The organism is Pseudomonas sp. OVF7 (genome assembly GCF_030644265.1).
Classification (GTDB): domain Bacteria; phylum Pseudomonadota; class Gammaproteobacteria; order Pseudomonadales; family Pseudomonadaceae; genus Aquipseudomonas; species Aquipseudomonas gorinensis.
On the sequence record NZ_CP128996.1, the window covers coordinates 2,667,034 to 2,688,013 of the forward strand.

Annotated in this window: 20 protein-coding genes; 15 read left to right on the top strand and 5 right to left on the bottom strand. The window is 55.1% G+C overall.

The window, feature by feature from the left end:
• Positions 1 to 98: 98 nt before the first annotated feature.
• From QU606_RS12185 to QU606_RS12220, 8 genes are all read left to right on the top strand, one after another.
• Positions 99 to 824: a PFL_4669 family integrating conjugative element protein gene (locus QU606_RS12185; RefSeq protein ID WP_008437331.1), complete on the top strand. Its 726-nt coding sequence runs from the start codon at positions 99 to 101 to the stop codon at positions 822 to 824.
• A gap of 5 nt (positions 825 to 829) precedes the next feature.
• Complete coding sequence (locus QU606_RS12190) at positions 830 to 1,369, top strand: DUF3158 family protein (RefSeq protein WP_008437334.1); 540 nt, start codon at positions 830 to 832, stop codon at positions 1,367 to 1,369.
• A 15-nt stretch (positions 1,370 to 1,384) separates the two neighbouring features.
• Positions 1,385 to 1,849 (top strand): single-stranded DNA-binding protein, encoded by a 465-nt coding sequence (locus QU606_RS12195; protein WP_008437336.1) that lies wholly within the window; start codon positions 1,385 to 1,387, stop codon positions 1,847 to 1,849.
• Positions 1,850 to 1,959: 110 nt separating this feature from the next.
• Complete coding sequence (locus QU606_RS12200) at positions 1,960 to 2,385, top strand: hypothetical protein (RefSeq protein ID WP_008437339.1); 426 nt, start codon at positions 1,960 to 1,962, stop codon at positions 2,383 to 2,385.
• Between the two features lie 178 nt (positions 2,386 to 2,563).
• A complete protein-coding gene (locus QU606_RS12205; protein ID WP_073845721.1) occupies positions 2,564 to 2,761 on the top strand; it encodes a CrpP family ICE-associated protein in 198 nt (65 codons plus the stop codon).
• Between the two features lie 99 nt (positions 2,762 to 2,860).
• On the top strand, positions 2,861 to 4,765 hold the full coding sequence (topA, locus tag QU606_RS12210; protein WP_008437341.1) for a type I DNA topoisomerase: 1,905 nt from the start codon (positions 2,861 to 2,863) through the stop codon (positions 4,763 to 4,765).
• Positions 4,766 to 4,875: 110 nt separating this feature from the next.
• Positions 4,876 to 6,756, top strand: a complete 1,881-nt coding sequence (locus QU606_RS12215) for a hypothetical protein (protein WP_019818088.1) — start codon at positions 4,876 to 4,878, stop codon at positions 6,754 to 6,756.
• The gene (locus tag QU606_RS12220; protein WP_024073377.1) at positions 6,753 to 8,708 is read left to right on the top strand and encodes a DEAD/DEAH box helicase; all 1,956 of its coding nucleotides are present in this window, start codon (positions 6,753 to 6,755) and stop codon (positions 8,706 to 8,708) included. Before QU606_RS12215 ends, QU606_RS12220 begins: the two co-directional genes overlap by 4 nt.
• A gap of 255 nt (positions 8,709 to 8,963) precedes the next feature.
• Here the strand turns inward: QU606_RS12220 and QU606_RS12225 are convergent, their stop codons facing one another.
• The 5 genes from QU606_RS12225 to QU606_RS12245 are packed head-to-tail and all read right to left on the bottom strand — an operon-like array spanning position 8,964 to position 12,408.
• Positions 8,964 to 9,512, bottom strand: coding sequence for an arsinothricin resistance N-acetyltransferase ArsN1 family B (locus QU606_RS12225; RefSeq protein ID WP_008437347.1), 549 nt, complete (start codon positions 9,510 to 9,512; stop codon positions 8,964 to 8,966).
• A 19-nt stretch (positions 9,513 to 9,531) separates the two neighbouring features.
• Positions 9,532 to 10,266: an arsenical resistance protein ArsH gene (arsH, locus tag QU606_RS12230; RefSeq protein ID WP_008437348.1), complete on the bottom strand. Its 735-nt coding sequence runs from the start codon at positions 10,264 to 10,266 to the stop codon at positions 9,532 to 9,534.
• Positions 10,266 to 10,736 (bottom strand): arsenate reductase ArsC, encoded by a 471-nt coding sequence (locus QU606_RS12235; protein WP_008437349.1) that lies wholly within the window; start codon positions 10,734 to 10,736, stop codon positions 10,266 to 10,268. The genes arsH and QU606_RS12235 overlap by 1 nt, the downstream gene beginning before the upstream one ends.
• 9 nt (positions 10,737 to 10,745) lie before the next feature.
• On the bottom strand, positions 10,746 to 12,035 hold the full coding sequence (locus QU606_RS12240; protein WP_103451920.1) for an arsenic transporter: 1,290 nt from the start codon (positions 12,033 to 12,035) through the stop codon (positions 10,746 to 10,748).
• A gap of 22 nt (positions 12,036 to 12,057) precedes the next feature.
• Entirely contained in the window at positions 12,058 to 12,408 is a 351-nt protein-coding gene (locus QU606_RS12245) for a metalloregulator ArsR/SmtB family transcription factor (protein WP_008437351.1), read from the bottom strand.
• Positions 12,409 to 12,864: 456 nt separating this feature from the next.
• Here QU606_RS12245 and QU606_RS12250 point away from each other — a divergent pair, with 456 nt between their 5' ends.
• The 7 genes from QU606_RS12250 to QU606_RS12280 are packed head-to-tail and all read left to right on the top strand — an operon-like array spanning position 12,865 to position 20,975.
• Positions 12,865 to 14,022, top strand: a complete 1,158-nt coding sequence (locus QU606_RS12250; protein ID WP_019818090.1) for a TcpQ domain-containing protein — start codon at positions 12,865 to 12,867, stop codon at positions 14,020 to 14,022.
• On the top strand, positions 14,022 to 15,836 hold the full coding sequence (locus QU606_RS12255) for a PilN family type IVB pilus formation outer membrane protein (RefSeq protein ID WP_019818091.1): 1,815 nt from the start codon (positions 14,022 to 14,024) through the stop codon (positions 15,834 to 15,836). Before QU606_RS12250 ends, QU606_RS12255 begins: the two co-directional genes overlap by 1 nt.
• Positions 15,837 to 15,839: 3 nt before the next feature.
• Positions 15,840 to 17,171, top strand: a complete 1,332-nt coding sequence (pilO2, locus tag QU606_RS12260) for a type 4b pilus protein PilO2 (RefSeq protein ID WP_024073376.1) — start codon at positions 15,840 to 15,842, stop codon at positions 17,169 to 17,171.
• Positions 17,161 to 17,733, top strand: a complete 573-nt coding sequence (gene pilP / locus QU606_RS12265; protein ID WP_008437355.1) for a type IV pilus biogenesis protein PilP — start codon at positions 17,161 to 17,163, stop codon at positions 17,731 to 17,733. The genes pilO2 and pilP overlap by 11 nt, the downstream gene beginning before the upstream one ends.
• Positions 17,734 to 17,745: 12 nt before the next feature.
• Complete coding sequence (locus QU606_RS12270; protein WP_103451918.1) at positions 17,746 to 19,305, top strand: GspE/PulE family protein; 1,560 nt, start codon at positions 17,746 to 17,748, stop codon at positions 19,303 to 19,305.
• Positions 19,295 to 20,434 (top strand): type II secretion system F family protein, encoded by a 1,140-nt coding sequence (locus tag QU606_RS12275; RefSeq protein ID WP_019818094.1) that lies wholly within the window; start codon positions 19,295 to 19,297, stop codon positions 20,432 to 20,434. The genes QU606_RS12270 and QU606_RS12275 overlap by 11 nt, the downstream gene beginning before the upstream one ends.
• 25 nt (positions 20,435 to 20,459) lie before the next feature.
• Positions 20,460 to 20,975 (top strand): type 4 pilus major pilin, encoded by a 516-nt coding sequence (locus tag QU606_RS12280; protein WP_019818095.1) that lies wholly within the window; start codon positions 20,460 to 20,462, stop codon positions 20,973 to 20,975.
• The last annotated feature ends 5 nt before the right edge of the window (positions 20,976 to 20,980 follow it).

The following is a 20,980-nucleotide window of genomic DNA, read 5'->3' on the forward strand; positions in this document are numbered from 1 at the left end:
AAATCCCCTTCCATCGGGCTACGTATTTAATGCTGCGTCTCCTATAGCCAAATTGCAGCATGGGTACGTCAATCCTCTTCCCAAGGAAACACTGCACCATGGCTGATAACTTCCGGCTCAACATCGGTTCACTGCGCAGCGATGTGAAGCTCACCCTTCACACTCACCACGCCGCTCGTATATGGATGGGGCGCCCTAAAAATGACCTCAAAGCCGGCATCATTGGTCTGTCAGGGTTCTGCACTGTCGTCAATCGAATGTCTCGAGGCGCCCAACAGGATGATCCCTACTCTGACTGGTGGATGATCCTCCTCGAGGAAAAGATCAACGATTCCAAGGAAGCGTTAAAGACCATCGAAGATCGCCTGGACACAGCCATGGCCTCTCTTCCACCGGCCATCAGCATTAGCGAAAACCTCTCGATCCAGCCTGTCAGCCTCCCGCTGTACATCTCCAATCCCCTGGGATTTCAGGCTGTGTACCTGCTGACGAACTACGACGAAATTGTCAGACGCATTCTGTTGGCCCAGCACGTTGGCCTTGTCGGGCGCCACGATATGGAAACCTGGATCGACGAAGGCGCAGCGGTACTGCGGAGACTGTTTGGTCTGGCCCAGATCTATAAGTACTCAGGCGCTGCCCGCGACGACTTCGCTGCAAACAATGCCAAGGCTGAAGCAGCCCGCAAAATGTACGAGCGGTACGGTGAGCTGCCACAAGACATCCTGGAAGGCACCCGCCGTTCGAATTTCGCGCCACCGATCATCCGCGGTCAGCAGCAAACCGAGACGGATGATCATCTCGATGACCCCGTTGAGGGTTAAAGAGCATGGGCCAGATTCCCTCCAATGATGGGTCGCTGCAACAGACCGCCTTCCGGCCACTGCAACAGGAAGCCTTTCAGCGACTGCAACAGGCTGCCTCACTAAAGGGCCTTTTAAAGCCTTTTAAAGGTAAGGGGGAGCTGACCCAATTTGCCGATCTTTGCCGAGCTCAAGAATCGGACTTAAAAGCTCTTGCCCAGGAAGTGCTGAGCCAGGCCCGCCGATATCCATTCACCCTAGTTCCAGTGCGGTTGACTGAGCAGAACACCCAAGCCGGCACCCAGTTTTTGAGATGGCAGCAGGTGACAGATCGGCGGATGGGCGTAGGGGTTTGGGCAGAAATGATGGGCTCACCCAGAACACCGGAATCCATGCTGCAGGATCTTTACGTGATGGAGCTGCAGCGCATCACCTTGAATATGCAAATGAGTTTGCTGCACTCGATCACCAAACAGGCCGCCGAGTGCGCAGAAAAAATGGGCCAGGCAGAGGCCGTGTATACCGCTCGCCTGCAGCAGCTCAACAACCCAACGCAACACCAATAACCTCGGAGAATACTCATGGGCACGCCCGTACAAGGCTGGGAAGGCAATATCGGTTCTGCACCGGAATTCAAAGAATTCCCCAACGGCAATAAAGACCCACGTCGACTCATGCGAGCCAACGTTTACTTCGACAATTCGATTCCGGATGGCAAAGGCGGCTACGAAGATCGTGGCGGTTTTTGGGCGAATGTGGAGTGGTGGCACAAGGACGCCGAGCATTATTCGCAACTGTTCCAGAAAGGTATGCGAGTGCTGGTTTCCGGTCGCGCCGTTATGGACCGTTGGAAGAACGACGATGGCGAATTCGAAGCTTTGAAAATCCAGGCCAGCCGGGTCGGCATGCTGCCACACCGCGTGACCATGGTGAATCTGGCGCCTTCGCAAAACCAGAATTCGCAACAGTCCAACAGACCCGAATCGCGGCCGCAGCCAGCTCCAGGCCCGGATGAATATCCAGATACCGATCCACCGCAATTCTGAAAACAGGGGCTTAATTTTTCGGCCCATTCGTGTAGCTGTCGGTGTTGGGGGAAACAGCTCATCGTTTCCCCCGACCTCATTAGAGAACCACTACAAATTAGGACGTGCCGATGGATGAAGTTTTGAGGGACCCAACAGGGTACGTTGTCATTGGCGCAGAGCACCCAGCTTTAGGCCGTGTTTACTGGGCTTACTTTGATGAAAGCGAGGTGAATGCTCCGGACTACTACGGGCTCACCCTGGACATAAACCGAGCATCATGGGCTCCAGTTGGGTGGCGAACGGGAGAGTATCTGATGGGGGGCCGTGGAGAGACAGACCTTGATACCTGGCAAGCCCGCCGATTTATCAACACCTTGCTCGATGAATACCGCTTAGATACTGAATACCGCGTCGACTTTGACGACGACGACGAAATGACTGAACACTTATACGGCAAGCTGGAACAACTACGTGTTCAAAGCGGACAATCCACTCAGGACTTCATCGCGTGGATCAGAGTTGCGAACTGGACGGACGAGCCAGCTTCGAATTGACATCAAACCGCCAATTGGTTGGCAAAAAATCGCGCCATTCGTTAACTTTCAGGTTGAGTCACACTTCCATTCGGCTATCTCAAGCACAGAAGTTTAAAACTTCCGTTTTTGATGCAAAAAAATGCGCTATTCGTGATGTTACTGTCTGATAGATCTGTTCTTCGGGGACCGATAGCCAATGGCGCAATCTCGAACTTCTTTGAAACCAGCAGATAGGCGGCAATTCAATAACCCCCATACTGCCGTTCAAATAGCCGGTGCTGACGCCGCCCGAAAAGGGCTACGGGTGTATGACTGCCCTTACCACCATCCTGCGATGCGCGCGTCGTGGCTAAAGGGCTTTGCCCAGGAACAGCAGCTGACGCTGGACCTCTAGCCGCTAAAAGCCTCCCGTTGTGCATTGACCATTTCCCATTGAAGCCTTACCTGCCATGACGTGACAGTCCCGCTCTGCATAATTGAGAAGGGGCACACCGTGAAGCTATTGATCATCGAGGCACCTGGGAAGCTGAAAAAGCTTCAGCCAATGATGAAGAAACTGCGCCCAGGCGAACACTGGTTGGTTGTCGCCAGTGGTGGGCACATACGTGACTTGCCCGCCAGAGGGCAGGACGACAGCATGATCACCACAGGCGTCCGCAAAAATTACACACCGGTGTACGAGATCCTGGATAAGAGCGCCAAGGCCGTGCGGACCATCAAGGCCGCAGCTAAACAGGCCGATGAAATCTACCTCGCAACCGATCCGGATCGCGAAGGTGAAAGCATCAGCTGGCACATCCAGCAGGTACTGGCGGTCAAATCCTACAAACGCATCACCTTCAATGAAATCACCCTGAAGCGTGTCGCAGAGGCTCTAGCCAATCCTCGCCAAATCGATTTGAACAGAGTCGCGTCACAAGAATGCCGGCGTGTACTTGATCGTTTGGTGGGTTACCTGGTGACTCAGGAGCTACGCCGACTGATGGGCAAGCCCACCTCTGCAGGCCGCGTGCAATCGCCTGCCGTATACCTGGTGGTTTTGCGCGAGCGCGAGATCCGCAACTTTCAGGTAATCAACCACTTCGGTGTGCGTCTGAACTTTGTGGATATGAATCAGGGCACCACCTGGTATGCAGACTGGCAACCGGTACCGGATTTCGCGAGCAAAGACTTTCCTTACGTTCAAGATGCCAACCTGGCCCGACTCGTCGCCGGCACACGTAATGTCGTCGTCGAGTCCTGTGAAGACCGCAAGGCCGAGCGCCACCCACCCGCGCCCTTCATCTCTTCCACCCTTCAACAAGCAGCCAGCAACGCCTTGAAATGGGACCCGGACAAGACCATGCAAGTCGCCCAGCGATTGTATGAACAAGGCGTGATCACCTACCACAGGACGGATAATCCCAACGTACCAGACGAGGCCATGGAGGATATTAGAACCGTAGCTAGATCTATCGGATTGAAGACCGTCGACGAGCGACGTACATTCAAGGCCGCCGAAGGCGCGCAGGAAGGCCACCCCGCTATTACCCCGACGCATTGGGCTGATACAAAAGCTGGTGAGAACGACGAGGAACTCGCCCTGTACAAGTTGATTTGGGTCCGGGCGCTGGCCAGCCAGATCGAAGCGGCGGTATTCGACGTGCGTGCTGTAAAACTGCTCGCGGTTGGCCCAAATGGTAAGGCTTTGCGATTCAATGCAACTGGTGAAACCCTTTTTCATCCTGGGTGGCGGAAACTGCTCAAGGGCGATGACACAGACGATGAGGAAGATGGAGCAGCGAGCAACCCAGTTCCTGCACTCACACCAAAACAGATCATCTCTGTGCACAACGGAGAACTGCTGAAGAAGAAAACTCAGCCGCCATCCCGCTACACCAAGGCCAGTCTAATCAAAGAAATGGAGCGCCGCGGTATTGGTCGTCCCAGCACGTTCGCCTCGATCTTGAAGAACATCACCAGCAAAGGAATGATTGAGGAAAAAAGCCGCAAGCTGGTACCGGCGCCGCTGGGGGAGGAAACAATCGCGAAGCTGGAAGGGTTCTACAGTTTCGTGGAGCTCGATTTTACGAGGGAGCTGGAGCGGGATTTGGACAAAGTCGCCCAGGGCCAAGACACCTATGGAGCTGTCGTTGCGCGTCTGCATAGACGCCTGGAAGAGGAACTGTCTCAGCAACGTGGAATGCCGAGTGTGCCGATGGCGTCCGCTCCACGCCCAGCCACAGCAGGTGGCGCTTTCAACTGTCCCAAGTGCAATCAACCCCTCGCAAGGCGACAAAAAAAAGGGGGCGGTGGCTATGACTTTTGGGGTTGCACAGGCTTCAAATCGAATGGATGCAAGGTGAGTTTTCCAAACTTGAATGGCAAACCAGATCTCAATAAACCCAGAGGGGTGTGACTTCTGCCATTGCCGATATAAATCACCGACAACGCCGTTACGCATTAACCCTAGAAGCCCACCATTCCTATACCTGACAGTCCTCTGCGAAATTGCAGAGGAGGTCATGGGTGAGCGTACAGAAGAGACAATCGGTGGTGGGGCTGCGCATCTTAGCGCCGAAGCTGGAGAAGTTCTCAGACCGGCAAATTGAAGTCGCCCAGACCTGGGCTTTACAATTTAACGTACCGCCCTCCCAGCTGACCTCCTTCATCGATACCTATCTGAGTTCCACTGTCCATACTCGTTGCTGGTGCGTAGCCCTGCCCTCTACAGATGATCAAACACGGCGGCTCCTGGCCAGAATCGGCGATCACCTCCAGTACTTCGATGGTCATCAGGTTAAGGCCTGCAAAATCTTCAGCAAGGACCGCGTGCATAAGAGAAAACCCACCGCAATGGTGGCCCAGCAGCTACTGCTCAGGTTTGAAAAACGCTGGTATGCAGACGTCCTACTGACCTCCTTCTGCAAGTCTGCTGGAGAGAGGGCGAAAGCCCTTTCGATTGAAGATCTAGGAAGCTTTAATCGCCGCGGCTTCGATTGGACGGCGAGCAACAATCGGTACTTCAATCCCCGCACCCGATTTTACCTGAAGCAGATTGGCAGCACGCTGAAGCAGTTTTGCCAGTGTCTGGACCAAGAGCTTTTATTCGCCATTCGTTCAGCGCAATGTCCCTCACCCAAGCTCTATAACTGGCTGGCTCAAGGTGACCGAAAACGCCGCCTTCAGGCCCTAAAAGCCCAGCCAGTACTGATTCCACTTCTGGTACTAGCAGATCAATGGCCGTGGCCGTGGGATGGGCAGCAGCAGGTATACATGAACTGCCCATGGGATGAACTTCAGGCGTGGCGCCCATACTGGAGTGAGGACCGTTATTTGATTTCCGCTGAAGAGTGCCTGGTAGGTCGCATAGCCGACGCGGGCCTCCCCCTTTCCGACACACTGGCTTGGCTGCTACAGGCGCCGCGCGCTGCAGTGCGCTACCTGGGTCAACAGCGGGTATTCGATACCGGCAGTGCATTGACCCGTATCAGCCGCGAGGGGCCACAAGGACCCTGGCATCGACTGCTGCTGGGAGCCTCACTGGGCAATCGCCGTCCTCTTAAAAAAGCGCACTGGATCACTCTCTTCGCGCTGCTGGATAAAATCCCGTATCAACTGCTGGATCAAACGCAGGACTGGAACAGGCTGCTGTCAGGGTGTCCAACTGATTGGTCGGACGACAATTGGTCCAAAATCGCCGACGACTTTCGAGACCTGAACGAGCTCTTTAACAACGTTGATGAGAGCGACGGACCAGCTTCTGGTGAAGCACTGCAGAAACTCAAAAGCTTCATTGCTACTGCTTCCTATCACCAGATCGCCAGCTTGGTGAATGGCTTTCACCTCGCGTTGATAGACATCCGTGAGGCTTTAGATGCAGTAGATCCACAAACAAGAACAGACTCTTTAACGCCCTGGAAGCCGCTGCTTTATTCAACCAGCACACCCCTCGTGAGTCCAAATGGGCTGCAAATTATCGAACTGAAGTGCCCCGCCGATCTTGATGCGGAACATCGAGCGCTGGGCCATTGCATTGATGGTTACGACTACAGTGCTTATCGGGGCATCTGCCGTCTTTTTTCGGTTCGCGAAAACGGGAAATCGTTGGCCTCTGCAGAAATCCAAATGGATGAAAGTGCCTGGGGCGAAACGTTAGCAAAATTGACTCCCAAACACCTGGTGACGATACAACTGAGAGGGCTCCGCAATCGCACACCTAAGTCGGGCTCCAGGGTTGACCGGGCCTATCAATGGTTTTGGGCAAAGATCAAATCGGGTGAGCTCGCCATTAACCTGGAATGGCCCGACCAAACACTATCCATGTCGCGCTATACAAATCGAAACCGGAAAAAAATGCATGCCCAGGCCTGTGCGGAATGGATCAACCAACGATTGAGCAGGACATGAGTCGTCCACGTCTGATGAACCGCCGGCAGGACCTGGTCGAAAAAGTCATTTTTGACGGCTATGACTTCGGGGTCTTAATGCAATACGTTGAGGGTGCGAACCGGCTGTTTCTCGAACGTAATGGTTTCTATATTCGGCGTGCCGAGCATCCTCAACATCGCTATTGGCGATTACCAAAAGGCAAGTTGCTGGATGACCTGGATGTGCTCTTCCACCGTTTGATGGAGTTGTCCGAGGACCGTTTCAATGAAAGTTGGGAGACGTTTTCACATAAAATCACAGCCGCACAAAACGACCCAGATCGGCAGGCATTCACGTGGGGGCTGACCTTTCGGATAGCTCCACTCGTTCAGGGCGGGATCCTGCTGTCAGGTGACTACCATCCTGGCGCGGTCGCCGTTTCAAGGCGCATGCACGGCGTGTTTCTCGGGCATTCCAAGTCCTGGCGCATTGACGCTGGTGCGGAAGTGGTGCGAAGCAACTTGATCCTGGAGCTTGGATTGTCGGAGGATCAGTTCGAAATCCTCGACACCGTGCAAGAGCTGCTGACCGACGGATCCGTTGTTCCAGCTGATGAAATCACCCGCATCAGTCTTGGTGGACCGCCACAAGAGCGCGCAGCAAAAGCGGCTGACGATAGCACCTCAACCGATGTGTATTTAGCCGCGGTGCCCTCAATCGAGCGCACCGGGTCCACTACCGAACAGATTAACCAGGCATTGGCTGGTTATTCTTTACTGGACCATCAACCGGCAGGCATCCGGCACTTGCTACAGCGCACAAGCGCCTTGCTTGCGGATGACATGGGGCTTGGTAAAACTCGCCAAGCAATCATTGCCGCTGCAATCCGAGCAGCTAATAGACCCATCTTGGTTATCACCCTGTCGACGTTGATCATCAACTGGCAACGCGAAATCCAGATGGTGTATCCCAAGGCCACTATCGGCCAACAGGTCTTTGATCCCTCTTCGCAATGGATTATCACCAACTACGAACGCCTTGGCGATTTTGTTCTGCATGCAGGACACTTTGAAGTGATGATCATCGACGAGGCGCACCGCCTGAAAGAGCCGACCGCCGCGTGGACACGTCACGGCTTCGACATTGCCGCCAAGATACCCAACCGTTACCTGCTGACGGGTACGCCAGTCCTCAACCGAGAATCTGAGCTGCACACGCTGCTACGGCTATCCGGCCACCCCGTTGGGAAACTGCCCTTGAAAGAATTCTGCGAACAGTTCGCCGGCAGTCAGGATTTCCGCATGAATCTGCGGGGCGCAATCGGCGATTGGATGCTCCGTCGACGCAAGGATGTCTTGCCCGGTCTCAAGGGCAAACAGCGCCAAACTTTACCCATCGAACTCACTGCTGAAGAGCGCAAGCAATACGATCAAATTCGGCTCGAAGACAGGCCTAGCCTCGCCAGGTTGGGATCACTGCGTCAGTTGCTTGAGCAGGTAAAGATTCGTGTCGTAATGGATCTGCTGTGCGAACTGGACGCGGAGGACAAAGTAATCTTGTTCTGTGAGTTCAAGGATACGGTAGGAACACTTCGCACTCGGTGCAAGCAAGCTGAGTACGGGTGCGTCACGGTTGTCGGCAGTGACTCTGTAGGCAAACGGCAGAAGGCGATCGATCAATTCCAAAGTGATCCAGAAACCCGCGTCTTTGCCGCCACTACCTCCGCTGCCGGCACCGGCAACAACCTCACTGCGGCCAACTATGTGATGTTCCTGGGCCTCCCCTGGACGCCTGGACTGCAGGACCAGGCTGAGGACAGGGCCTACCGCAATGGGCAATTGCGCATGGTCGTGGTGAAAATCCCGCTGGTGGAAAACACAATCGACCAGATGCTTTGGCAAATGCTGCAGGATAAGCGTCAGTTGGCAAGTGACCTCATTGAGCCCGACGCGGCCGGCAACGCGAGACAAGCATTGGCGACCAATTTGTAGATCTGCGGTATATCACTGCTTCTTAGTGGCTGAGACCTTGTAAACGTACTTGGAACCATTACTTTTGTTTTCTGGAATCTAATAGGCCTCCCCATCGGCAACAATAGTTTCGTTCGATATCTGCAAACTTCCGAAAGTGGCAAATCTATTTCGATTTTACCCACTTTGCTCGTATTCATTTCGAGGAGTCGAACATAATTGACTTTGTTACGTATTAGAATCTTCCCATCGCTCATAATGGCCGTCGAGACCCATTCAGAAGAGACTGATCTCACTGAAAGGCACGGACAGTTTTGGCGGACTCGTTGAATCCAGCGCGATACGCCAATATCCAACATCATGCCAAGCGCCATGCTTGAATCCTACTTCTGGATACGTACCGATGTGAGCGAAGCCTAGTGCTTCATGCAGCCCCACGCTGCCATCGTTTGGCAGCGCGATCCCGGCAAAGGCTGCGTGAAACCCTTGCCTTTTCAATGTCGGCAGCAACACGCCATACAGTGCCCGGCCGACCCCGCTACGGTGCGCTTCTGGCGATATATAAACGGTGACGTCGACCGACCAGCGATAGGCCTCACGAGCCCGGTGCTGACTGGCATATGCATAGCCGATGAGCTGGCCGTCTCGCTCCGCTACCAGATACGGGTAAGTCGGCAAAGTCGACCCAATCCGCTTGGCCATCTCTTCGACTGTGGGCGGCTCAAGCTCAAACGAAATCGCCGTATGCTCAACCATCGGTGCGTAAATTGCCTGGATGGCTTGAGCGTCCGAAATCTGCGCAATCCTTACTGTGGTGTTGCTCATCCTCTATCCCCTTGGTCGCTCAAATCGATCTTTGATTGACTCGTTTCGAGAGTGCTTCGGCGCTTTCCTTGCGCTCCGAATAGCGGTCTACCAAATACGTTTCCCGGCCCCGAACCATCAGCGTGAACTTCATCAGTTCCTCCATCACGTCCACAACACGGTCGTAGTAGGCGGATGGCTTCATACGCCCTGCGTCGTCGAACTCCAGAAAGGCTTTGGGTACTGACGACTGGTTTGGGATGGTGATCATCCGCATCCAGCGCCCGAGGATCCTAAGCTGGTTTACCGTGTTGAAGGACTGTGATCCACCGCAGACCTGCATGACGGCCAACGTCTTGCCCTGGCTGGGGCGGACAGCGCCCAACGTGAGAGGTATCCAGTCTATTTGGGCTTTGAATACAGCAGACATTGCACCGTGACGCTCTGGCGAACACCACACCTGTCCCTCTGACCACAGAACCAGATCCCGCAGCTCTTTAACCTTTGGATGGTCTTCCGGAGCGTCATCAGGGAGAGGCAGACCCGAGGGATCAAAGATGACGGTCTCGGCTCCCATTAGGGTCAGGATGCGCGCGGCCTCTTGGGTCAGCAGCCTGCTGAAAGAGCGCTCACGGGTTGAGCCATACAGCAACAAGATGCGTGGTTTGTGAGTCGGTTGCTCGTTGCCTTGCAGGCGATCCAGTGTGACGAAGTCGATTAGCGACTGATCCAGATTAGGTAGATCCAGGCTGCTTTCCGAGGAAAATTCGTCCATTACAGTTCACCTATTTGATCTAGCTCGCGCTTCAGTTCCTGCGGTGTGAGCGCCGAATGATCCAAGCTGAAGAATGCCTCGAAACGCTTTTTAATCTGGACGACGGTCGCGTCAAATGCGGCTTGGATGTCGCTGTCTGTGCCTTCTACATCGGAAGGGTCGGCGAGGCCCCAGTGGCTTTTGACAGCAGGCCCGAAATAGACCGGGCAGGGTTCGCCTCCAGCCTTATCACACACGGTGATCACCACATCCGGTGGTGAGTCCGAAAACACCTCTGAGCCTTTGCTGTAGAGATCTGTGGTGTCGATACCAAGCGCTTGCAACGTACTCACGGCGCGTGGATTCAGTTGTCCGCTTGGGAAGCTGCCCGAACTGACGGCGTTAAAACCGCTCGGGGCCAGGTGGTTGAACAACCCCTCCGAGAGAACGCTCCGGCAGCTGTTTGCCGTACACATAAATAGCACTTTCATGGGTTTCTCCTAGACAGGGATGCTCAGCCGCGACGCCAGTGCCACCAGCGTTACCAGCAAGATAGGGAGGGTGAGGATGCTGCCGACTTTGAAGTAGTAACCCCAGGTGATGCGGATATTTTTCTGCGCTAGCACATGCAGCCACAGCAACGTGGCCAGGCTTCCGATGGGCGTGATCTTGGGGCCAAGATCGCAACCGATGACGTTGGCGTAGATCATGGCCTCACGTACCAGTCCTGTAGCGTCGCCGCCCTGAATGGACAGAGCGCCGATAAGCACACTCGGCATGTTGTTCATGATCGAGGACAACAGCGCAGCGGTGATACCGGTGCCCAAGGTAGCGGCCCATAGGCCATGCTCGGCAAATATGTTCAGCAGCCCCGAGAGCGAGTCGGTTAGGCCAGCATTACGCAGGCCATAGACCACCAGATACATGCCCAGCGAAAACACGACAATTTGCCAGGGCGCGTCCTTGATGACCCTTCTCGTGGAGATGATTTGGCCTTTACCTGCGATGACCAGCAGGATCATTGCACACGCAGCAGCAACAGCGCTGATGGGGATACCTAACGGCTCCAGTGCGAACAGACCAACCAGCAGCAGGCCAAGTACCCACCAGCCAGCAATGAAGGTCGCCCGATCTCGAATCACCGACTCCGGGGCCTCAAGCTGATCCGCGTCGTACTGGGCGGGAATGTCCTTGCGATAGAACATCCAGAGCATGAACAGTGTCGCGGCCACGGCCACTAGGTTCACTGGCCACATGACAGAAGCGTATTCACCGAAACCCACGCCAAAAAAGTCTGCCGAAACGATGTTCACCAGGTTGGACACCACCATCGGCAGACTGGCGGTATCAGCGATGAAGCCTGCGGCCATCACGAATGCCAAGGTGGATGCCGGGCTGAAGCGAAGCGCCGTCAGCATCGCGATGACGATTGGGGTCAGAATCAGTGCGGCTCCATCATTGGCGAACAGTGCCGAAACGGCTGCACCGAGCAGGATCATCAGCGCAAACAGACGTCCGCCTTTGCCCCGACCCCAGCGAGCGACATGAAGCGCCGCCCATTTGAAGAATCCCGCTTCATCGAGCAACAAACTGATGATGATCACAGCAATGAAGGTCGCGGTAGCGTTCCAGACGATGTGCCACACAACCGGCACATCCCCTAGACTTACGGCGCCAGTCAGTAGTGCCAGAACGGCACCCGCTGCCGCGCTCCAGCCGACACCTAACCCCTTGGGTTGCCAGATAACAAAGACGAGCGTAACTACGAAAATCGATGCTGCGATGAGCATGAGTATGTTCCAGATCAGGATGTCAGCAGCAGGAGGCTTGGCGCACGGGTCTGTCTTCCATGGAAGCCAGCCGTCCTTGATGGTCGTTAACCCAGGACTGGTGTGCCTGCGTAGTGACGTTCAGAACATCCAGTGCCCACTGTTCAAGCTCGGGATGCAGCCGGTAGTAAACCCACTGACCCTGCCTCCGATCTGCGAGTAACCCGCAAGCACGCAGTTGGGCAAGATGCCTGGAGACCTTCGACTGGTTATCGTCCAGTGCCCAGATTAACTCGCACACGCACAACTCACCCTCAGCCGAAAGCATGAGCATGATCCGGGCGCGAGTTTCATCACCCAAGCACTTGAAGAATGTGTGTGGTGTAAGGCTCATAAGCAATCGCTCTGCATATGTGGATAATCGAATATGCAGATTTAACCACGTTCAGCCTGCTTGCACAAATGCCTGTGGCGGGAGTTAACGATGGGGATCAATGCTCACCGGTCGACCACAGGGTAACGACCAGGAGGGATTAACAATCGCCTCAGCACGCGGACGGAGATTTGATGTTCGAATGGATGTTCGCTGAACGCGATTTTGGATTCATTACTCTAGGCGTAATGGCAGGATAGCTGGTCAGGTCGAATGCAATTGAGTGGTCAGCGTGAATGCAAATGAATGCTCAGCGTGAATGGAAATGGGTGATCAGATACTAGGTAATTTTCCACCTCGGTCGCGTCATCTTTGTATAGCCTATAAATACCTATAGACGTAGTTTTCTATTTCCTACTGCGCAGCTGGTACCAGCCTGTCACCGTTCCCCTATCATTACAGGGGGCCTCTCGGCACATGATCAGGCACGTCACCACGCTCTCGCTTCTAGCGTTAATCGCCAGTTGCACGACCCAAACGGCGCAGACACCCAAGCCCGCTTTCGACAGCAGTCGCAATCCGGACATGTTGACGCCAGACCTCTATCCTGGCGGCGCCGTTCCTGAAAAAGAACCAGTAGTGCGCTATGGCCGCTACACCCTCGTCAGCACGCTGCCAGATTCTGGCCAACGTGACCTGATGGCTCAGATTATCGACATCAGCATTCCAGCCAACATGCACCCAAATGTGCATGAGGCCATGCAGTACGTGGTGGACCGTTCAGGTTATACGCTTTGCTCGGCAGACTCTGGCCACGTCAACATCCTTTACACCCGACCACTCCCAGCAGCCCAATATAAACTTGGCCCTATGACCCTGCGTAACACCCTGCAGGTGCTCGCAGGTCCGGCCTGGCAGGTGAAGGTCGACGAGGTCAACCGTCAGGTGTGCTACGTCCTGCGCCCTGGCTACCAGCTCCCGGACTCTCCACGTCCTGCATCAACTCAGATTGCTCAACTCAACACATCGACAGCTGCACAGCCTATCGCAGCGAAGAGCAATAACAATGATGCGGGCAGCCAAGTAGTAGTCGCCGCCGTTCCCCAAACAGCGCCTTTCACAACAACGGCATCAGCCGCTACCCCTGTGGCGAACGCTGCACCAGCCAAAACCGTGGCCCCTCCTACGGTGATTACCAAGGATGGCTCTACAAAACAAACGTCTGCCTTGCCGACTCAGAGTCCGGCCTCGACTTCGTCCAGCAACCCAGATGCCAAGGCCGCTTCAACTCCGAAACTGGTCACCGCGCCGTCCGCAGTTTCTGCAGCGCCAAAGCCGGTTGCGACGGACATTGCAGCGCCGAAGCCGCTGGCCCAGACATGGACGGCTTCAACTGGCTCAACCCTTCGTCAAACCGTCGAAGGCTGGGCTGAAAAAGCGGGCTGGAAACTGATGTGGCAGGTCGATGATTTGGATTACTCAATTGACGCTCCACTTCGATTTGAGGGCAGTTTCCAAGAAGCCATTGGGTCGATTTTCCCTCTCTACGACTCGGCTCCACGGTCCTTTCTGGTCGATGTGGTCGACAGTAACTCCTCACAGCGGCTGATTTTTATTACAGAGAGGAACAAATGATGACTGCTCGTCTCTGGATCAAAAGCACAGCCTTGTCACTTATCGTCGCACTGGTGAGTTCCTGTTCGCTGCAGCGTGTGAATGAATCGGCCAGCCGAGCTGAAAATGACGCTGCGACAGCCTCTCAATACAGCCGATTTCTGAGAAATCAGCAGCAAGAGTCCGCGCGCGCTACGGTGGTGTTCAGCGACAAACCATGGGTGTCCAAAAAACCGCTGGTCGCCAAGCGTGGTTTACCGCTGACCATGGATTGCGACATCACCTATCGCCCCTCATATAACGTTGGGATCGCTGAGATCGCGCAGTACATCACTAGTGAATGTGGTGTACCGGTCATCGTAGCCCCTGACGCAATCGACCCAAGTGTCCTTTCCAGTTCGACGCAGGGCAACTCAGGACCTGCAGTTCCACCTGGTTTGGGCTCTGCCGACAACCTGACCAACTTCATGCCCGCCGGCGTCATCGGCAATGTTCCGAGCAACGCCCGCTCAATGAATTCGATTGGGCTGACTGCACCCAACACATTCCCCATTAAGTACAGCGGCAAGCTGTCAGGGTTGTTGAATCAAGCGACCTCCCAGTTGGGCTTAGCGTGGAATTATTCCTCCGATGATCGAAGCGTGCATGTCACTTACTTCGACACCAAGACGTTCGACGTCTGGGCATTTGGTGATGACCAGGTCATTGAAAGCACAGTGAAGTCGGGCTTGCTGACCGCTACAGGCAGCGGGAGCAGTTCCGGTGGTGGTGGCGGCGGATCTTCGTCGACAGGTGCATCGGGTGAATCAGGCAGCAACCAGAGCACCACCGTTACCATCAAGACCTCGCTGATCGGAGACATTGAAAAAAACGTCAAGGCGATGCTGAGCCAACAGCCCCAAGGTCGGATGTTCCTCTCGCGTTCCACTGGCACCCTGACGGTAAGTGATCGACCAGAAGTACTCTCAAACGTTGCTAAATACCTGAATTCGATCAACAGCAGTATCACCCGTCAGGTGTTGTTCAACGTCAAAGTTTTCGAGGTAACTCTCACCGACACAGACCAGACCGGCCTGGACTGGACGGCTGTCTATACGTCCTTGAGCAACAAATGGGGCTTTTCGCTGAAGAATGCCACCACCGGCATAAGCACGGGCGCGGTGTCGGGCTCGTTGAGTATTTTGGACACGTCGAAGTCTCCTTGGGCTGGCTCCAACTTAATCATCAAAGCACTTTCCGAACAGGGCCGAATCTCGAACGTTCGCTCGCCGTCGGTCACCACGCTGAATCTGCAGCCGGCACCCATCCAGATCGGCAACGTAAAGAGCTATGTCGCATCAAGCTCGACAACCACTACGGCTTCCGTTGGATCGTCTACTTCGCTCACCCCCGCGACTATCACCAGCGGCTTCAACATGATGTTGCTCCCTCGAATCATCGACCAGGACAACATGTTGCTGATGATCACCCTGAGCATGAGTAGCAAACCGACCTTCACCACTTTTACGAGCAACGGCTCCAGTGTCCAGACAGCGGATTACGACACCAAGAATCTGTCGCCCAAGGTCAAATTGCGCAGCGGTCAAACCCTCGTACTGACTGGTTTTGAGGAGAACAGCGAAAACGCAACCAAGTCTGGCGTAGGGGATCCTGGATTCTTCGGTTTGGGCGGCAGCCGTGTCCGCACCACAGGGCACAGCGTACTCGTAGTGCTGATTACTCCTGTTGTTGATAGCGACACAGGCAGCCCCAGCGCGGTGATTTCACCTGCTGCCAACGAGCCTTGGGGCTCTTGCCCTACCCCACTGCTGCATTGCACAGGTTCCAAGGGGTAAGCCATGGTTGCGGAAACCTCAAAAAATGCACGCTCTGCTCGAGTCCAGGTACTCCAGTATCGTGGAAAATCATTTGTCACCGGTCTGCGCTGGCATCCGCTGGGTAGTGTCACCGGGCACATGAAGGAAGCGCGCCAGTACGGTCGTGAGCACCACCTCGACATTGTCGCCATTAGAAGAACACCAGCCATTATTCAGGCAGGTTTTGTAGCGCGCAGCGAGGAGGTCATCAAAGGGATGTACTCGCTCGCGGCCACCCTGGCTGGACAGCTGGGGGACTCATGGATCGCGGCCTGGAAAACTGAAAGCGAGATTGACCAATATGCCCTCGTTGCTGTGTATCAAGGTGGCGTGATCTCTGGCTGCGACATGATCGGCACTGGTGCTGAGGTCCGCCGCCGAGTCGCGCAACAACGCAGTCGTGGGATCAACTTCGACAACGAGTACCTGCCCCCAGAGTTCGATATGGGCGGTCAACCACTGGACGTGGCAGAGCTGCTTCAGCCGTCGCATCTAAAACGCGAGTACCGGCTACGGCCACTCGTCTTTGGGCTATCCAAACCAGAACTTGTACAGCTGGCGGTTCTTGGCGTGCTGATCGCTGCCGGCATCATCGGATGGGCTCAATGGCAGAACCATCAGGACCAGATAGCCAAAGAGGCGGCTTTCCAGGCTGAACAGCAACGCCTGGCAGAGTTGGCCAGACTGCAAAAAGAATCCGGTATGGAACAGACGCCCCAAGCGCTTGAACACCCTTGGGCCAAACGTCCATCTGTTGCAGATTTCCTGGAGGGTTGCAGCAACGTCATTTATCAGTTGCCTCTGTCCATTCAGGGATGGCAGTTCACGAGTGCCGTCTGCGACGGCGCACAGGTTTTGTCCTCCTATAAGCGCTCGGGCAATAGCACGGCCGACAAACTGATACAGGCGACGCAGGGCCACTTTTCTGATCGGCCGGCCTTCTTTGACGAGGGCAACTCGGCCACGTTGAAATTCGACATCTCTCTACCCGCAGCCGGTGATGAGCCTCTAAAAGACGCCATCGTGATGTTGGCGAACCTGTCGTCTTGGCTGCACAGCTTCACTCAAACCCCAGTGCTGAAAGAAGTGCCGGTCGTTGTGCCCATTCAACCAGCGATACCGGGCCAACCTGCGCCACCGCCGCCCCCACCGCCTCAATGGAAGCAATTCGAGCTGAGCTATGCCACTGGCATTACGCCGCTGGACTCATTATCCGGCGCACCCAGTCAGGGCTTACGGCTGCGCGAAATCACAACCAAATATGAGACCGGCCACCTTGTCTGGTCAGTAATAGGTGACCTATATGCGAAATAAAGCGCTGTGCTTTTTGTGCTCCATCCTTGCGTTAGGGGCACCATCGAGCTGGGCAGATGAGAACACCCTATCTGGGGTGAACGTCGGCGAGCTGGCCCAGATTCAAAGCCAGACGATCTTGTTGAATGCCAAAGCCGAGAAGGCCAAGGCCGAAAGATCGATCAAGGGCGAAGACCAAAGTGCGACGACGCAGCCGTCAACTGTGTTTTTTTCTCAAGGAAACCTCACACAGCCGGCTGCAGCCTCGGCGCACAGCAGTGATACACAGTCTGACTTGCCTGTCGTGAAAGCGGTATTCGGCTCAGCAAAACGGCTGCGTGCGACTCTGCTCTACAGCAGCGGATTTGAAGTAGACGCAGATGCCTCATCTCGGGAGTTACCCGGTGGCTATCGCATGGCCATCCTCTCCGTCGAAAACGTGACCCTCGAGCGTGGCGGTAAGCGCTACCCCCTCGGCTTTTCCAGTACGCCCCCGGCCAGCTTGAGCAACGTTAACAATTCAGCCCCCAGCATTACCCCATCAGCACCTATGCCGCCTGGGCTGATCCCTGGCCAACGTTGATTGAGAAGTTCGATGACGATCCTGACTGAAAAACCAGATGTCATAGAGCCTGACAGTGATGAGTCTGCTGCAGTCCTACTGACGTCGCACCAAACACTGCTGACGGCCCCTGGTGGACCGTTTGAGCTGAAACCCGAGCTGCGTCAACTATGTGCGTTGACCAGCGATGGGATTTTGTATGTGTCAGCCCAACACCAAACGGATGCCTATGTCATGGCATTCGAGGACCAGCTGGAACACGAAAATCACCACTTTGAGGTCAAGGTCTGCTCGATGAGCACAATCAAGGCACTCTACCGCGCCAATGATGATGCAAATGGTAAAGCACTATCGGCGACTGAGACGAAGCGCCAGGCCCAGGTGGTGCAGCTTTTAGGAGAAGCCCACCGGCGCAATGCCAGCGACGTCCACTTTGTCGTAGGTCACGATATCACTCGAATCTTCTTTCGCATCCACGGGCTCTTGTGGGAGGCAGAACAGCACCAGAGCCAGGTGGGCATGGAGCTCTGCTCGTCCCTCTACAACAGCATGTGCGATGTCGCGAAAGACCACTACCAGCCGCAGGTGAGCCAGGACGCCAGGGTAAAACGCGCCTATGTCGACCAACTCGGTTTGTTCGGTGCCCGAGTCGCCACTCGGCCGCTCGTAGATGGCCCTCTGATGGTTTTGCGTCTGCTGTATGACGACAAAACCAAAATGACGCTTAGTGATCTCGGTTTCCTGACGCAGCAAATTGATGCATTCAGCCGCATCCGCAGCTTGCCTTATGGGGTGAACCTGATCACTGGACCCACCGGTTCCGGCAAATCGAAGTCGCTGCAGGTAAACCTGAACCTCTTGCACGAAGAGTGCGGTGGAACAAAACACATTCTGACGATGGAAGATCCACCTGAATATCCACTTCTCGCCAATCAGTCACCGCTGGGCGCCGGTGAAACCTGGAATGACGGGATCACCAATTCCATGCGACTCGACCCTGACATTCTCATGTATGGGGAGATCCGGGACCTTGCATCAGCACAAGCGGCTTTCCGCGGCGGTATGACTGGTCACCTGGTGCTGACGACACTGCACACCAACAACGCTGTAGCAGCTCTTCAACGACTGATCGACATGGGTGTAGACCGACACCTGGTTACTGATCCTGCACTGATGACAAGCGTGGTCAATCAATCCCTCTTGCCCGTGCTGTGTTCCCACTGCCGCGTCCCCGCACGCGAGCATCTCGGGCAGCTCAACAGTGCGCTGGTGCAGCACTTGCGCGATTTGGAAGCGATTGATGAGACCTACCTCAAAGGACCGGGATGCCCGCATTGCAAAGGCTTGGGCATCACCGGTCGCACGGTGGTTGCGGAAACTTTGCTCACCGACCTTGAATTCATGCGCGTTTTCAATGGGCAGGGTGCAAGTGCGGCACGTCGCCACTGGGTCAAGGAAATGGGCGGTATTACCAAGACCGCACACACGATCATCAAACTGAAACAAGGATTAGTAGACCCCCGCCACGCCGAAATGACGGTGGGGCCGTTGGACTTTGACCGGCAAATCCTGGAGCTCGCTCATGCTGAGTGACGTCAGAGCGATGCTGAATCGTTGGGCAGAGACCTTCTATGCCAAGCAGTTTGGCAAAAACGAAAGAATCCAGTTCTACGAGAGCCTGATGGGCATCCTTGAGGATGGTGTGTCGCTTGAAGACGCACTGCACACGGTGGCCAGAGCATTCAGCGATAACGGGCAGAAGCTCCATCCAGTGTCCCTTGCCTGCAGGGATATCGCGCAATCGGTAAAAGGTGGGAAATCGCTGAGCATTTCCTGCGAAGGCTGGGTTCCCTATGACGAGAACTCTTTGATCGCTTCCGGGGAAGACACCGGCAACCTGGTGCAGGCATTTCGGGACTGCGTGAGGATCATCGAAGTACGTCAGCGGATCAGCAAACTCGTAGCGTCCGCCACCGTTTTCCCCTCCATGGTGTGGAGCGTCATGGCGGCGTTGCTGTATGTGATTGCAGTGTGGATGGTGCCCTCCATGACACGACGCTCCAACCCCGAGGCGTGGACCGGCGTGCCGGCCTTCCTCTATGCCCTATCGAATTTCGTGACCCACTACGGGCTAGTGACGCTGATAGCTGTAATCGTCTTTATCCTCATATCGATCATCACTCTACCCGTGTTTTGCGGCCTTCAGATTACGGCCGCCAGCCCTTCGTGGAAGCTGCAGTTGAACAAGCTGCTCCAGGTCCTGCGAGTCCGAGCAGAGAGGCTCCCGCCTTGGTCAGTCTACAAGGCGCTCCACGGATCGATCTTTCTGCTCAACATGGCTGTGATGCTGCGCTCCGGCATCAACCAACTAGATGCGCTGACCTCTCTTCAACGCAATGCCTCTCCATGGTTGAAAGAGCGCCTGAGCGCCATTCATTACGGAGTGAGCGCCGGCAAAAACTTCGGTACCGCATTGAAGCTTGCGGGTCATCAATTCCCAGACCCCATGGCGATGCATTTTCTGGAAGTGCTCGCCACCCGCAAAGGCTTCGCTGAGTCGATGGAACGGTTTTCCAACCGGTGGCTGGAGCAAACGCTTCAGCGCGTCGAAGCCATCGCCAAATCTCTTATCGGCATGTCCTCCATGGCCATGGGGGTCATGATGATTCTGGTAGTGGTCGGGATCTTCCAGTTGGCCGGCAATGTGACTGCAACGCTTTAAATCAAACCTAAATGAGGTACTGGAAATGCCAACAAACACTCAAAACAACCAACGCGGATTTCTCTCCCTGGACGGGATGTTCTGGTTGATGCTGATCGCGGTGGCACTTGGTTTCATCGTGTTCATGGGCTACAGAACGTTCGGCAGCTCGGACGTCACCATTGAACAGAGCAATCTCGGCACGTTGCTGAGCAATACCAAACGACTGAAAAGCACCACGGGCTACGCCACGGCAGGCACCAACTTGGCGCCTTCTTTGATCAACCTCGAGGCAACTGGCGGCATGAGCATCAACGGTAATGCCCTGTCCAACCGCTGGAACGGCGCAGTGACCGTAATGAGCAACGGCATGACCTTCACCATCACAGAATCCAACCTTCCGAAAAATGCCTGCATCACCCTTGCCTCGAACATGGCCAAGGACAAACAGACAACGACGGCGATCAATGGCGGCACTGCAATTGCCGGCGAAATCACTGCGGTGGCAGCTGCGACCAGCTGCTCCTCGGACGCCAATACCATCGCTTGGACTTCGTACTAAGGAAC

Coding starts and splice junctions, on each gene's coding strand:
- QU606_RS12270 (WP_103451918.1), top strand. CDS start 17,746: ATGACGATCCTGACTGAAAAACCAGATGTCATAGAGCCTGACAGTGAT.
- QU606_RS12190 (WP_008437334.1), top strand. CDS start 830: ATGGGCCAGATTCCCTCCAATGATGGGTCGCTGCAACAGACCGCCTTC.
- QU606_RS12195 (WP_008437336.1), top strand. CDS start 1,385: ATGGGCACGCCCGTACAAGGCTGGGAAGGCAATATCGGTTCTGCACCG.
- QU606_RS12200 (WP_008437339.1), top strand. CDS start 1,960: ATGGATGAAGTTTTGAGGGACCCAACAGGGTACGTTGTCATTGGCGCA.
- QU606_RS12250 (WP_019818090.1), top strand. CDS start 12,865: ATGATCAGGCACGTCACCACGCTCTCGCTTCTAGCGTTAATCGCCAGT.
- QU606_RS12220 (WP_024073377.1), top strand. CDS start 6,753: ATGAGTCGTCCACGTCTGATGAACCGCCGGCAGGACCTGGTCGAAAAA.
- QU606_RS12205 (WP_073845721.1), top strand. CDS start 2,564: ATGGCGCAATCTCGAACTTCTTTGAAACCAGCAGATAGGCGGCAATTC.
- QU606_RS12240 (WP_103451920.1), bottom strand. CDS start 12,035: ATGCTCATCGCAGCATCGATTTTCGTAGTTACGCTCGTCTTTGTTATC.
- QU606_RS12255 (WP_019818091.1), top strand. CDS start 14,022: ATGACTGCTCGTCTCTGGATCAAAAGCACAGCCTTGTCACTTATCGTC.
- arsH (WP_008437348.1), bottom strand. CDS start 10,266: ATGGACGAATTTTCCTCGGAAAGCAGCCTGGATCTACCTAATCTGGAT.
- QU606_RS12280 (WP_019818095.1), top strand. CDS start 20,460: ATGCCAACAAACACTCAAAACAACCAACGCGGATTTCTCTCCCTGGAC.
- pilO2 (WP_024073376.1), top strand. CDS start 15,840: ATGGTTGCGGAAACCTCAAAAAATGCACGCTCTGCTCGAGTCCAGGTA.
- QU606_RS12185 (WP_008437331.1), top strand. CDS start 99: ATGGCTGATAACTTCCGGCTCAACATCGGTTCACTGCGCAGCGATGTG.
- pilP (WP_008437355.1), top strand. CDS start 17,161: ATGCGAAATAAAGCGCTGTGCTTTTTGTGCTCCATCCTTGCGTTAGGG.
- QU606_RS12225 (WP_008437347.1), bottom strand. CDS start 9,512: ATGAGCAACACCACAGTAAGGATTGCGCAGATTTCGGACGCTCAAGCC.
- QU606_RS12245 (WP_008437351.1), bottom strand. CDS start 12,408: ATGAGCCTTACACCACACACATTCTTCAAGTGCTTGGGTGATGAAACT.
- QU606_RS12275 (WP_019818094.1), top strand. CDS start 19,295: ATGCTGAGTGACGTCAGAGCGATGCTGAATCGTTGGGCAGAGACCTTC.
- QU606_RS12235 (WP_008437349.1), bottom strand. CDS start 10,736: ATGAAAGTGCTATTTATGTGTACGGCAAACAGCTGCCGGAGCGTTCTC.